We start from the raw sequence: 12,816 nt of genomic DNA, 5'->3' as shown, positions 1-12,816 counted from the left end.
CGCGCTGCGCTACCCGGCGGCGTTCGCGCTGCTGCAGCGGCACATGAGTACCGGGCCGGCCGATCTCGCGCACATCGAGGCCGTGCATCGCGCGCTGGCCGACGCCGGCATCCCCCGCACCGCGCTGCCGTCGGTGTGCGTCGGCTGGTATGCGAGCGTGATCGGGCTGGCCGCGGCGGAAGCCGGCGGCCTCACGCGCGCCGCGAACGACGTCGAGCTCTCGGAGATGGAAGCGCTGTCCGACGCTGCGCATCCGCTCGTCAAGGCGGCCGCCCCGCTCTATGCGCAGCTCGATCCGGCGGCCGTGCACGACACGATGCTCGACGTGCTGCTCGACGGCATCGCACAGCAGGCCCACGCGGCCTGACCAATGCGCGGGCCGCGAGCCATCAACGAAAAAGGCGCCCCGAGGGGCGCCTTTTTCATGACGATTGCCGCGAACCGCGCTCAGTGCTGCTGCGCGATGCCGATCTTCAGCATGACCTGATCGACGATCTGTTCGGGCGTCAGCTCGATGCTGACCTCGATCGCTTCGTCCGGGCCCGGCTCCTCGAGCGTGTCGAGCTGGCTCTTCAGCAGCGACGGATCGAAGAAATGGCCGGTGCGGCTCTTCAGGCGCTCGTGCAACATCTCGAACGTACCCTTCAGATACACGAACCGCACGTCGGTGTCGGTGCCGCGCAGCACGTCGCGGTACGAGCGCTTCAGCGACGAGCACGTGAACACGGCCGTCTCGCCGGCACGCTGCTTTTCCTCGATGGCCGCGCGAATCGTGCGCAGCCACGGCCAGCGGTCGTCGTCGGTCAGCGGAATGCCGTTGTGCATCTTTTCCTTGTTCGCCGCGCTGTGAAACGCGTCGCCATCGGTATAGCTGCACGACAGGCGTTCCGCCAGCATTTCGCCGATTAGCGACTTGCCCGCACCCGACACGCCCATTGCGATCAGAATCATTGCCTACCCCTTGTTACAGAACCATGCTCAGCAGCAGCGTGAAGCCAAGACCAAGCACCGAGATGATGGTTTCGAGCAACGACCAGGTCTTGAACGTCTGACCGACCGTCATCCCGAAGTATTCCTTGATCAGCCAGAAGCCGCCGTCGTTCACGTGCGAGAAGATCAGCGAGCCCGAGCCCGTGGCGAGCACCAGCAGTTCCGGGCTGACCGTCGTGCCGGCCGCCGCGGCGATCGGCGCGACGATGCCGCAGGCCGTCGTCATCGCGACCGTCGCCGAACCCGTCGCGAGACGCATCAGCGCGGCAACGAACCAGCCGAGCAGCAGCGGCGACAGGTGCGCGTGCTTCGCGGTTTCGACGATCTGCTGCGAAATCCCGCTGTCGCGCAGGACGCCGCCGAAGCCGCCACCCGCGCCGACGATCAGCGTGATGCCGGCGATCGGTGCCAGGCATTCGCCGCAGAACTTCTGGATCTGGTCGCGGTTGAAGCCCTGCAGCTTGCCGAACGTGAAGAAGCTCACGAGCACGGCGATCAGCAGCGCGACGTCCGAGTTGCCGGCAAAGCGCAGCAGGTTGTTCGGCAGCGACTTCGGCGTGAACAGCAGGTCGGCCCAGCTGCCGACGAGCATCAGCACGACGGGCAGCAGGATCGTGAACAGCGTGATGCCGAAGCTCGGCAGTTCACGCTTGCGGCCATCCGTGTGCGTATCGACGAACTGAGCGGCGAGCGGGTTGTTCTCCGGCAGCTTCACGAACTTCGAGATCGTCAGCGCAAACAGCGGGCCCGCGATGATCGCGGTCGGCACGCCGACGATCAGGCCGAACGCGATCGTCTTGCCGATATCGGCGCCGTATTGCTGAACGGCCAGCAGCGCGGCCGGGTGCGGCGGGATCAGGCCGTGCACGACGGACAGGCCGGCCACCATCGGCAGGCCGACGACGAGCAGCGACTTGCCGGTGCGCTTCGCGACGTTGAACGCGATCGGGATCAGCAGCACGAAGCCGACTTCGAAGAACACCGGCAGGCCGACGATGATCGCGACGAACATCATCGCCCAGTGGATGTTCTTTTCACCGAACCAGTCGATCAGCGTGGTCGCGATCCGTTCGGCGCCGCCCGATTCGGCCATCATCTTGCCGAGCATCGTGCCGAGGCCGACGACGATCGCGATGTGGCCGAGCGTGCCGCCGGTGCCTGCCTCGAACGACTTGACGATCTTGTCCATCGGCATGCCGACGACGAGACCGAGGCCGAGCGAAACGATGATCAGCACCAGGAACGGGTAGATCTTGAAGCGCGCGATCATCAGGATCAGCGCGGCGATCGCGATCAGCGTGAATACGAGCAGCATGCTGCCTTGGACAGCCCCCATGTGGCACTCCTCCTAGAATTGTTCGAACCGGGCGAGTTGTTGCGAGTATGCCCGGCTATGCAGGTCTCCGGAACACGGGGGGTACCCACCCCGTCAGGACGCTGAATTTTACTTATCTTTACGGCCCGCGGATAGAACCGGTTCCATCAGCAAAAACCCTCGGTAAAACAAGCACTAAGCGCCTGATTTCCGAGGGTCAAACCGTCATTTCGTACAAGTCTCAGCGGGGGAGCTGGCTCGCGGCTTGCGCGAGGCGCGTGACTTCGGCCCAGTCCTGCGCGGCAAGCGCGGCTTTCGGCGTGAGCCACGAACCGCCGACGCACACGACGTTCGGCAGTTTCAGGAAGTTCGGCGCCGTTTCGACGGTGATGCCGCCGGTCGGGCAGAACTTCAGCGCCGGGAACGGGCCGTGGAACGCCTGCAGCATCGGCACGCCGCCCGCCTGCTGCGCAGGGAAGAACTTCACGATCTCATAGCCGAATTCGAGCGCCTGGATGATGTCGCTCGGCGTCATCACGCCCGGCAGCAGCGGCAGGCCCACGTCGAGCGACGCGAGGTGCAGCTCCTTCGTCAGGCCCGGCGACACGCCGAACTTCGCGCCCGCGCGCTTCGCCTGCTCGCAATGCTCGGGTTTCGTGATCGTGCCGACGCCGACGACGATGTCGTCCGCGAGCTGGCTGGCGCGCTGGATCGCTTCCAGGCCGGCCGGCGTGCGCAGCGTGATCTCGAGCACCTTCACGCCGCCCGCGTGCAATGCACGCGACACGTGTTCGCCCTGCTCGACCGAGTCGAATGCGAGCACCGGGATGACCGGGCCCAGCTTCACGATTTCAGCAATCGTCTTCATTGAATTGGCTCCTTGAAATTCATGCGGCGACGTGGGCGGCCGTTTCGCCGACCAGCGCGCCGAAAACCGATGCGCCCTGCTCGGCCGGCGCGGCGGCCGCGCGGAACACGCCGAACAGTTCACGCCCGAAACCGACCTCGTTCTCGGCCTGGTGCAGCGGCTGCGCGACCGGGCGCGCCTGCCACTCGGCGGCGTCGACCTCGATGTCGAGCACGCCGGCTTCCGCGTCGATCACGAGCGTATCGCCCGTCTTCACCTTGCCGAGCGGGCCGGCCAGCAGCGCCTCCGGCGACACGTGGATCACGGCCGGCACCTTGCCCGACGCACCCGACATGCGGCCGTCGGTGACGAGCGCGACATGGAAGCCCTGATCCTGCAGCACGCCGAGCAGCGGCGTCAAACGGTGCAGTTCGGGCATCCCGTTCGCGCGCGCGCCCTGGAAGCGCACGACCGCGACGAAATCACGCTTCAGCTCGCCGCGATCGAATGCTTCCTGCACGGCTTCCTGCGAATCGAACACGATCGCGGGCGCCGTCACCTTGCGGTGCTCGGGCGCGACCGCCGAAATCTTGATCACGCCGCGGCCGAGTCGGCCCTGCATCAGGCGCAGGCCACCGTCCGGCTGGAACGGGTCGCGGATGCCGCGCAGCACCTTCGTGTCGTGGCTCTCGGGCGCGCCGTCGACCCACGTCAGCTTGCCGTCGATCAGCTTCGGCTCCTTCGTGTAGTGCGACAGGCCACGGCCGGCGACCGTCGTCACGTCCTCGTGCAACAGCCCGCCTTCGAGCAGGTTGCGGACCAGGAAGGCCACGCCGCCGGCCGCGTGGAAGTGGTTCACGTCGGCCTTGCCGTTCGGGTAGATCTTCGCGAGCAGCGGCACGACGGCCGACAGTTCGTCGAAGTCGTTCCAGTCGATCAGGATGCCGGCCGCGCGTGCGATCGCGACGAGGTGCAGCGTGTGGTTGGTCGAGCCGCCGGTTGCGAGCAGCGCGACGATTCCGTTGACGATCGCCTTCTCGTCGATCACGTGGCCGATCGGCGTGTAATGGCCGCGCTCGACGGTCAGGTCGAGCACGCGGCGCGCGGCCTCGGCCGTCAGCGCGGTGCGCAGCGGCGTGTGCGGGTGAACGAATGCCGAGCCCGGCAGGTGCAGCCCCATCAGCTCCATCAGCATCTGGTTGCTGTTCGCGGTGCCGTAGAACGTGCAGGTGCCGTGGCCGTGATACGCGGCCGATTCGGCTTCGAGCAGCGCATCGCGGCCGACCTGGCCGGTCGCGAACTGCTGGCGGATCTTCGCCTTGTCGTCGTTCGACAGGCCGCTCGTCATCGGGCCGGCCGGCACGAAGATCGTCGGCAAGTGGCCGAACTGCAGCGCGCCGATCAGCAGGCCCGGCACAATCTTGTCGCAGATGCCAAGGCAGAGCGCCGCGTCGAACATGTTGTGCGTGAGCGCGATGGCCGTACCCATCGCGATCGCTTCGCGCGAGAACAGCGACAGCTCCATCCCCGGGTTGCCCTGCGTGACGCCGTCGCACATCGCCGGCACGCCGCCCGCGAACTGCGCGACACCGCCGTTCTCGCGCGCGGCCGCCTTGATGATCTCGGGGAAATCCTTGTACGGCGCATGCGCGGACAGCATCTCGTTGTACGAGGACACGATGCCGATGTTCGGCTCGCGGATCGCCTTGATCGAGAACTTGTCGTTGCCCTCGAGGCCGGCGAAGCCGTGCGCGAGATTCGCGCACGACAGCGCGCCGCGTGCCGGGAACTTGCCCTGCGCGCCGTCGATGCGCTGCAGATAGGCGGAACGGGTCGATTGGCTGCGGGCGATCACGCGTTCGGTGACCTTCGCCAGAGTGGGGTGCAGCGACGTCATGCTGGGCGCTCCTGTATGCCGGCCGACACCGGCGGTTGGAATCGTGGGGACGGTCGAACGCGTCGACAGAACGAAGTCAGTCTAGTAGAAAAACTACACGCATGCAATGCAGATTCAGCAGCTCGCAACCGTTATCCCCGCTACCAGTAAGGCGACACCTAGTGAAAACCCTAACTCGCCTCATCAAAAGCATCGCATTGGCGCTAGCATTTTCATGTAGATTTTCTACAATTCGATTGCGATACACTCGCTCATCCGAACCCGATTTCTGTCTGCCGTCCCATGCTGCCCCGCATTGAAGCGATCCGCGCCGAGTTGCGCCCGTCCGAGCGCAAGCTCGCCGACTACATCCTCGCCGCGCCGCGCGAGGTGCTCGACCTCGCGATGACCGAGCTGTCGACGCGCGCGGGCGTCAGCCAGCCGACGATCGCCCGGTTCTGCCAGGCGCTCGGCTGCAGCGGCTTTCGCGAGTTCAAGATCCGGCTCGCACAGAGTGTCGCGCCCGGCGTGTCGTCGGTCTATCGCGACGTCGAGCCCGACGAGCCGGCGCCCGGCATCATCGGCAAGGTGTTCGACCGCACGATCGGCGCACTGATCGAGGTGCGCAACAGCCTGTCCGCGGGCAGCGTCGCCGATGCGATCGCGCTGCTGTCGAACGCATCGCGGATCGAGTTCTACGGCGCCGGCGGCTCGGGCATCGCCGCGCAGGACATCCAGCACAAGTTCTTCCGGCTCGGCGTGCCGAGCGTCGCCTATTCGGATCCGCACACGTTCTCGATGTCGTCCGCGCTGCTCGGCCCGCACGACGTCGTCGTCGCGATCTCGAACACCGGCCGCACACGCGACATCGTCGACGCCGCACGCTCCGCGCTCGCATGCGGCGCGAAGGTCGTCGCGATCACGCAGAGCCATTCGCCGCTCGCAAAGCTCGCGACGGTGAGTCTCGCGTCGAACGTTGCGGAGGAAACGGACGTGTTCTCGCCGATGACGTCGCGGATGTCGCATCTCGCGATCGGCGACATCCTCGCGGTCGGCGTCGCGCTGTCGCGCGGCCCTGCGCTGATGGAACGGGTCGGCCGCGCGAAGGAAGCGATCACGCGGCGCCGGATCGACGACGGCGCGAAGGACTGAGCCGGCACCGCGCTGACCACGTCGAGCGCGCGTAAACGACAAACGGCGCCCCGCGGGGCGCCGTTGTGCATCAGGCGACGCCTGCAACCTCGCAGGCCTTGCCGCTCAGAACGGCTTGATCACGACCAGCGCGACCGCCGCGAGCATGCCGAGCACCGGCAGTTCGTTGAACACGCGATACCACTTGTCGGTGCGGCGGTTCTCGCCGCGCTCGAACACCCGCAGCAGGTGCCCGCAATACGCGTGATAGACGATGAGCAGCAGCACGACCGTCACTTTCGCGTGAATCCAGCCCTGCCCCTGCCCGATGCCGATCGACAGCCAGAGCCAGAGCCCGCAGGCCAGCGCCGGCACCGCGATCATCGTCATGAAGCGGAACAGCTTGCGTGCCATCAGCAGCAGGCGTCGCACCGCGGCCGGATCGGTTTCCATGGCCAGGTTCACGTAGATGCGCGGCAGGTAGAACAACCCCGCAAACCACGCGGCGATCAGAACGATATGGAACGTCTTGACCCAGAGCATCGCCATCGATTGTGTGCCTCGCTGTTTACTGGCGGCCTTCGCCGTGTCCGAGCACGACGTACTTCAGCGACGTCAGCCCTTCCAGGCCGACGGGGCCGCGTGCGTGCAGCTTGTCGTTCGAGATGCCGATTTCCGCGCCGAGGCCGAATTCGAAGCCGTCCGCGAAGCGCGTCGATGCGTTGACCATCACGCTCGCCGAATCGACCTCGCGCAGGAACCGCATCGCGCGGTCGTGATCCTCGGTGACGATGGCGTCCGTGTGGTGCGAGCCGTAATGGTTGATGTGCTCGATCGCCGCGTCGAGGCCGTCGACGACCTTGATCGCGAGCACCGGCGCGAGATACTCGGTGTGCCAGTCTTCCTCGGTGGCGTCGACGAGCGGGCCGACGCCCGCATCGGCGAGCACCGTGCGTGCGGCCGCATCGACGCGCAGTTCGACCTGCTTGTCGCGATACAGCTTGCCGAGCGGCGGCAGCAGCTTCGCCGCGACACCGCTCGACACGAGCAGCGTCTCCATCGTGTTGCAGGTGCCGTAGCGGTGCGTCTTCGCGTTGTCGCAGACGGTCAGCGCCTTGTCGAGATCGGCGCGATCGTCGACGTACACGTGGCAGATGCCGTCGAGGTGCTTGATCATCGGCACGCGCGCCTCGTTGATCAGGCGCTCGATCAGGCTCTTGCCGCCGCGCGGCACGATCACGTCGACGTATTCGGTCATCGTGATCAGCTTGCCGACCGCCGCGCGATCGGCCGTCGCGACGACCTGCACCGCATCCTGCGGCAGGCCGGCTGCTTCAAGGCCTTCGCCGATCAGCTTCGCGAGCGCCGCGTTCGACTCGAGCGCTTCGGAGCCGCCGCGCAGGATCGTCGCATTGCCCGACTTCAGGCACAGCGCGGCTGCATCGATCGTCACGTTCGGGCGCGATTCGTAGATGATGCCGATCACGCCGAGCGGCACACGCATCTGGCCGACCTGGATGCCGCTCGGACGGTACTTGAGGTTGCTGATCTCGCCGATCGGATCGGCCAGCGACGCCACCTGGCGCAAGCCCTCGACCATCGTATTCAGCGCCTTGTCCGACAGCGTCAGGCGATCGACGAACGCCGCATCGAGCCCCTTTTCACGGGCGCGGGCGACATCGCGTGCATTCGCGTCCTTCAGCACCTGCGCGTCGCGTTCGATCGCGCGCGCCACCGCGTCGAGCGCCGCGTTCTTCGCGGCCGTGCTGGCGCGCGCCATCGCGCGGGAAGCGTGCCGGGCGCGACGGCCCAGGTCGGTCATGTACTGATCGATATCCATCGTGTGACTCGAGAAGCGCGCCGCGCTGGGCGGCATGAATTCGTGGGGAGGCGTGAGCGGCGGCGGCCGGAGAGCCGCGCCAGCTATCGAAACATTGTAAGCGGGTTGCGCAGCGCGCGCTGAAGGCCCGAACGGGACTTAGCGTCGCACGCGCCCCGCGGTCGGCGGTCGCTCGCCGCGGGCACCGGCCACCGTCATCGCGAGCTGGAACAGCCCGTCCCACGGATCGGGCGGCGGTTCGTCCTGCGTGCGGCGGCCCGGCGCGACGGCCGTGAGCCCCTTGACCTGACGGTCGAGCTTCGCGGCAAACGCAAGCGCCTTCTCGAGCACGGCTTCGGACACGCGATTCAGCGCGGGGCCGATCAGCCGCTCGCGCGGCCCCCATACGCGGTTCTCGCGCAGCAGCGTCGCGAGCGGCTTGCCGGCCGTCGTACCGCGCTTGATCCGCAGCAGCGTGCGCAATTCCTCGACGACGGCCCACATCACGAGCACGATCGCCTCGCCCTCGCCCTTCAGCCCGTCGATCATCCGCGCGAGCCGCGCGGCGTCGCCGGCGAGCATCGCTTCGTTCAGCTTGAAGACGTCGTAACGCGCAACGTTCAGCACCGCGTCGTGCACCTGCTCGAACGACAGCGCGCCCTGCGGATACAGCAGCCCGAGCTTCTGGATTTCCTGGTGGGCGGCAAGCAGGTTGCCTTCGACGCGCTCGGCGATGAACTGCAGCGCGCGCCGCCCGTCGTCGCCGGGCGCAGCGCGCTGGCCCTGCAGCGCGAGACGCTGGCCGATCCAGTTCGGCAGCTGCGCGCGGTCGACCGGATCGATCTTCAGCGCGACGCCGCCGTTCTGCAGTGCCGTGAACCACGCGGATTTCTGTGTGGCCGCGTCGAGACGCGGCAACGTGACGAGCATCAGCGCGTCGGGGTTCGGCGTGGCCGCGAGCGTCTTCAGCGCATCGGCGCCTTCCTTGCCGGGCTTGCCCGACGGAATGCGCAGCTCGATCAGCTGACGCTCGCCGAACAGCGACATCGCCTGGGTTGCGCCGAGCAGCACGCTCCAGTCGAAGCCGCGCTCGACCGTATGCACCGAACGTTCGGTGAAGCCGGCCGCGCGCGCGGCCGCACGAATGCGGTCGCACGCTTCCTGCGCGAGCAGCGGCTCGTCGCCGTAGACGGTATAGAGCCCGGCCAACCCCTTCGCGAGGTGCGGCTCCAGCGCATCAAGTCGCAGTTGCATCGATACGTGCGCCGTCGATCAGAGCGGCGGCGGCGGCAACGGCGCGCGCGGTGCGACGCCCGGTACCACGTCTTCCGGCGCCGGCGTCAGCGAATGGACGATCGCGAGACGCCGCATCAGCTGGTCGACCGCGTCGCTCTGCATGTCGGCGTACAGGAGGTCGGCTTCCTGCGCCTTCGCGTTCGTGTACTGATCGCTGTACGTCATCGCGCGGTTCAGCGCGATCGCGCTCGGCGGGATCAGCACGGTGCCGTCCTTGCTCGTCAACGTGTAGGTCAGCGTGTAGAACAGCGCGTATTCCTGCGCCGAGCCGTACTTGTTGAGCGTCAGCGTGTTCTGGCCACGCGACTCCCACATGCGCAGCACGGCATCGGCGTCGTCCGCCGACTTGACGATCTTCGTGTCGCTGCCGGCCTCGACGAGGCGCACGAGGCGCGCCTCGACCGGCGCCGGCGCGCCGGCGATCAGCAGGTGCTTGAACGCGTAGTCCTGCTGGCCGCGCAACTGGAAGCCGCATGCCGACAGCGCAACCGCGCTGCCGACAGCGAGCATCAAAAACGATCTGCGGATCACCTTCGCTCCTTCTGGGTACGTCCGACGGCCAGCGGCCGTCAGACGACGATGTTCACGAGGCGGCCCGGCACGACGACGATCTTCTTCGCCGGCTTGCCGTCGCTGAACTTCGCGAACGCGTCGTCGGCCACTGCCGCGGCTTCGATCGCCTCGCGGCTCGCGTCCTTCGCCACCTTCAGCGCGCCGCGCACCTTGCCGTTCACCTGCAGCACGAGTTCGATCTCGGCCTGCTCGAGCGCCGCCTCGTCGACCTTCGGCCACGGTGCGTCGAGCAGCGGGCCGAATTCGTCCGCGTAGCCCAGCGCCTTCCACAGCTCGAACGTGACGTGCGGCACGACCGGATACAGCACGCGCAGCAGCACGCCGTACGTTTCACGCAGCACGCCGGGCGTCGCACCCTTCGCGCCGTCGATCGCGTTCAGCATCTTCATCGCAGCCGACACCACCGTGTTGTACTGCAGGCGCTGGTAGTCGAAATCGGCCTGCTTCAGCACGCTGTAGATCTCGCGGCGCAATGCCTTGTCGGCTTCGCCGAGCGCGGCCGCATCGAAGCCCGCGCGCGCGGCGAGCGCTTCGCGGTTCGCCGCGCCGAAGCTCCACACGCGGCGCAGGAAGCGGCTCGCGCCTTCGACGCCCGCACCCGACCACTCGAGCTGCTGCTCGGGCGGTGCGGCGAACATCGTGAACAGGCGCGCGGTATCGGCGCCGTACTGGTCGATCAGCAACTGCGGATCGACGCCGTTGTTCTTCGACTTCGACATCTTCTCGATGCCGCCGAGCACGACCGGCTGGCCGTCCGTGTTCAGCGTCGCGCCGACCGGGCGACCCTTGTCGTCGTGCGTGACGGTCACGTCGAGCGGGTTGTACCAGGTCTTCTTGCCCGATGCATCCTCGCGGTAGAACGTCTCGTTCAGCACCATGCCCTGCGTGAGCAGGTTCTTCGCCGGCTCGCCGAACTTCACGAGGCCGAGGTCGCGCATCACCTTGGTCCAGAAACGCGAATACAGCAGGTGCAGGATCGCGTGCTCGATGCCGCCGATGTACTGATCCATCGGCATCCAGTAATCGGTGCGCGCGTCGACCATCGTCTCGGCGTCCGGCGCCGTGTAGCGCGAGAAGTACCACGACGAATCGACGAAGGTGTCCATCGTGTCGGTTTCGCGCTTGGCTGCCGCGCCGCACTTCGGGCACGCGCAGTTCAGGAACGCTTCCGACTTCGCGAGCGGGTTGCCCGAGCCGTCCGGCACGAGGTCTTCCGGCAGCACGACGGGGAGATCCTGCTCCGGCACCGGCACGTCGCCGCACGACGGGCAGTGGATGATCGGGATCGGCGTGCCCCAGTAGCGCTGGCGCGATACGCCCCAGTCGCGCAGGCGCCACGTGACCTGCTTGTCGCCGAAGCCGCCGGCGTTCAGGTCGGCCGCGACCGCGTCGACGGCTTCCGCGTAGCGCAGGCCGTCGTACTTGCCGCTGTTCACGCAGACCGCGGTTTCCTTGTCGCCGTACCACTCCTGCCATGCGTCGAGCGAGTACTGCTGGCCTTCGGCCGAGATCACCTGCTTGATCGGCAGGTCGTATTTCTTCGCGAACGCGAAATCGCGCTCGTCGTGGCCCGGCACGCCCATCACCGCGCCTTCGCCATAGCTCATCAGCACGTAGTTGCCGATCCACACCTCGACCGGCTCGCCGGTCAGCGGGTGTGCGACCGAGAAGCCCGTCGCGACGCCCTTCTTCTCCATCGTCGCAACGTCGGCCTCGGCGACGCCGCCACGCTTGCATTCGTCGATGAACGCGAGCAGTTCCGGCTTGTCCTGCGCGAGGCGCGTGGCGAGCGGATGCTCGGCCGCGATCGCGCAGAAGGTCACGCCCATGATCGTGTCGGCGCGCGTCGTGAACACGCGCAGCAGCTTCTTCTCGCCGTCGAGTTCGTACGGGAAGCCGAAGTTCACGCCGAAGCTCTTGCCGATCCAGTTCTGCTGCATGATCTTCACGCGCTCGGGCCAGCCGAGGCCGTCGAGGTCGTTCAGCAGCTCATCCGCGTACTGCGTGATGCGCAGGTAGTACATCGGGATTTCGCGCTTCTCGACGAGCGCGCCCGACCGCCAGCCGCGGCCGTCGATCACCTGCTCGTTCGCGAGCACGGTCTGGTCGACCGGGTCCCAGTTCACGGTGCCCGTCTTCTTGTACGCGATGCCCTTCTCGAGCATCTTCAGGAACAGCCACTGGTTCCACTTGTAGTAGTCGGGCTTGCACGTCGCGATTTCGCGCGACCAGTCGATCGCGAGGCCCATCGACTGCATCTGGCCCTTCATGTAGTCGATGTTGTCGTAGGTCCACTTCGCCGGCGGCACGCCGTTCGCCATCGCGGCGTTCTCGGCCGGCATCCCGAACGCATCCCAACCCATCGGCATCAGCGTGTTGTAGCCGTTCATCCGCAGATAGCGGTACATCACGTCGTTGATCGTGTAGTTGCGCACGTGACCCATGTGCAGCTTGCCGGACGGGTACGGCAGCATCGACACGCAGTAGAACTTCGGCTTCTGCGAATCTTCCTGCGTCTTGTAGGCATCGGCTGCGCGCCAGTCGCCCTGGGCGGCGGCTTCGACGTCGGCGGGTACGTATCTCTCGTGCATGGTGTGGTTCGGACTAGGCTTTAAGCGGCGCGACGGCGCGCGCGCAGGAGTGGATCGAAAATCGTGCTTGCCCGGCGGACCTGCAGGTTCGCTGTTGCCGGACCTGTTCGCGGTTTCCGGGCATTTTCCGGGTAACCCGCAGCATGCCCGGGTAGCCTGGAAAATTCCGGGTTACCTGAAAAAAGCCTGCCAACCGGGAAAAACGTTGATTATACCGCCCGCGCCGGCCCATTCGACCGGTCTTGCGGCGCGCGGCCCGATCCCAAGGCAGGGATAGGCCCGCCGGCTCCGCTCAGCGGTTGGCCGGCACGGCAGGCGTCGCCGCGGAACCGCCCGCCGGCGGCGGCACGTCGGTCACGAAGCCGATCCGCGTGAGGC

11 protein-coding genes are annotated in these 12,816 nt (G+C 66.9%); 2 read left to right on the top strand and 9 right to left on the bottom strand.

Annotated elements, in window-relative coordinates:
- On the top strand, nt 1–367 hold a 367-nt coding region (locus tag G3O00_RS33155; protein ID WP_241025448.1), incomplete at its 5' end, for a TetR/AcrR family transcriptional regulator C-terminal domain-containing protein.
- A gap of 80 nt (nt 368–447) precedes the next feature.
- Here G3O00_RS33155 and G3O00_RS33150 read toward each other — a convergent pair.
- From G3O00_RS33150 to edd, 4 genes are all read right to left on the bottom strand, one after another.
- Nucleotides 448–951, bottom strand: coding sequence for a gluconokinase (locus G3O00_RS33150; protein ID WP_011350940.1), 504 nt, complete (start codon nt 949–951; stop codon nt 448–450).
- Between the two features lie 13 nt (nt 952–964).
- Nucleotides 965–2,326 (bottom strand): GntP family permease, encoded by a 1,362-nt coding sequence (locus G3O00_RS33145; RefSeq protein ID WP_043191253.1) that lies wholly within the window; start codon nt 2,324–2,326, stop codon nt 965–967.
- A gap of 220 nt (nt 2,327–2,546) precedes the next feature.
- Nucleotides 2,547–3,173 carry a bifunctional 4-hydroxy-2-oxoglutarate aldolase/2-dehydro-3-deoxy-phosphogluconate aldolase gene (gene eda, locus G3O00_RS33140; protein WP_206145512.1) on the bottom strand — a complete coding sequence of 209 codons (627 nt, stop codon included), beginning with the start codon at nt 3,171–3,173 and terminating at the stop codon, nt 2,547–2,549.
- A gap of 19 nt (nt 3,174–3,192) precedes the next feature.
- A complete protein-coding gene (gene edd, locus G3O00_RS33135) occupies nt 3,193–5,049 on the bottom strand; it encodes a phosphogluconate dehydratase (RefSeq protein WP_174934229.1) in 1,857 nt (618 codons plus the stop codon).
- A 282-nt stretch (nt 5,050–5,331) separates the two neighbouring features.
- On the opposite strand from edd, the gene G3O00_RS33130 reads away from it, so the two are divergent.
- Nucleotides 5,332–6,180, top strand: coding sequence for a MurR/RpiR family transcriptional regulator (locus G3O00_RS33130; RefSeq protein ID WP_011350936.1), 849 nt, complete (start codon nt 5,332–5,334; stop codon nt 6,178–6,180).
- Between the two features lie 105 nt (nt 6,181–6,285).
- On the opposite strand, the gene G3O00_RS33125 is transcribed toward G3O00_RS33130, so the two are convergent.
- From G3O00_RS33125 to leuS, 5 genes are all read right to left on the bottom strand, one after another.
- Nucleotides 6,286–6,708, bottom strand: a complete 423-nt coding sequence (locus G3O00_RS33125) for a CopD family protein (protein ID WP_011350935.1) — start codon at nt 6,706–6,708, stop codon at nt 6,286–6,288.
- A gap of 19 nt (nt 6,709–6,727) precedes the next feature.
- Nucleotides 6,728–7,999, bottom strand: coding sequence for a glutamate-5-semialdehyde dehydrogenase (locus G3O00_RS33120; protein ID WP_206145511.1), 1,272 nt, complete (start codon nt 7,997–7,999; stop codon nt 6,728–6,730).
- A gap of 138 nt (nt 8,000–8,137) precedes the next feature.
- Complete coding sequence (gene holA, locus G3O00_RS33115) at nt 8,138–9,232, bottom strand: DNA polymerase III subunit delta (RefSeq protein WP_206145510.1); 1,095 nt, start codon at nt 9,230–9,232, stop codon at nt 8,138–8,140.
- A gap of 18 nt (nt 9,233–9,250) precedes the next feature.
- The gene (lptE, locus tag G3O00_RS33110) at nt 9,251–9,805 is read right to left on the bottom strand and encodes an LPS assembly lipoprotein LptE (protein ID WP_041492738.1); all 555 of its coding nucleotides are present in this window, start codon (nt 9,803–9,805) and stop codon (nt 9,251–9,253) included.
- Between the two features lie 38 nt (nt 9,806–9,843).
- Nucleotides 9,844–12,438, bottom strand: coding sequence for a leucine--tRNA ligase (gene leuS / locus G3O00_RS33105; protein ID WP_206145509.1), 2,595 nt, complete (start codon nt 12,436–12,438; stop codon nt 9,844–9,846).
- Nucleotides 12,439–12,816 lie beyond the last annotated feature (378 nt).

The organism is Burkholderia sp. Ac-20384 (assembly GCF_017104605.1).
GTDB classification, from domain to species: Bacteria; Pseudomonadota; Gammaproteobacteria; order Burkholderiales; family Burkholderiaceae; genus Burkholderia; species Burkholderia lata.
Note: the sequence above shows the minus strand (reverse complement) of the source record. Positions and strands in the feature narration are given on the sequence as shown.

What these genes read in the sequence shown, in the direction of transcription:
- G3O00_RS33125 (WP_011350935.1), bottom strand. Translation starts at nt 6,708, where the DNA reads ATGGCGATGCTCTGGGTCAAGACGTTCCATATCGTTCTGATCGCCGCG.
- holA (WP_206145510.1), bottom strand. Translation starts at nt 9,232, where the DNA reads ATGCAACTGCGACTTGATGCGCTGGAGCCGCACCTCGCGAAGGGGTTG.
- eda (WP_206145512.1), bottom strand. Translation starts at nt 3,173, where the DNA reads ATGAAGACGATTGCTGAAATCGTGAAGCTGGGCCCGGTCATCCCGGTG.
- G3O00_RS33120 (WP_206145511.1), bottom strand. Translation starts at nt 7,999, where the DNA reads ATGGATATCGATCAGTACATGACCGACCTGGGCCGTCGCGCCCGGCAC.
- G3O00_RS33150 (WP_011350940.1), bottom strand. Translation starts at nt 951, where the DNA reads ATGATTCTGATCGCAATGGGCGTGTCGGGTGCGGGCAAGTCGCTAATC.
- edd (WP_174934229.1), bottom strand. Translation starts at nt 5,049, where the DNA reads ATGACGTCGCTGCACCCCACTCTGGCGAAGGTCACCGAACGCGTGATC.
- G3O00_RS33145 (WP_043191253.1), bottom strand. Translation starts at nt 2,326, where the DNA reads ATGGGGGCTGTCCAAGGCAGCATGCTGCTCGTATTCACGCTGATCGCG.
- G3O00_RS33130 (WP_011350936.1), top strand. Translation starts at nt 5,332, where the DNA reads ATGCTGCCCCGCATTGAAGCGATCCGCGCCGAGTTGCGCCCGTCCGAG.
- leuS (WP_206145509.1), bottom strand. Translation starts at nt 12,438, where the DNA reads ATGCACGAGAGATACGTACCCGCCGACGTCGAAGCCGCCGCCCAGGGC.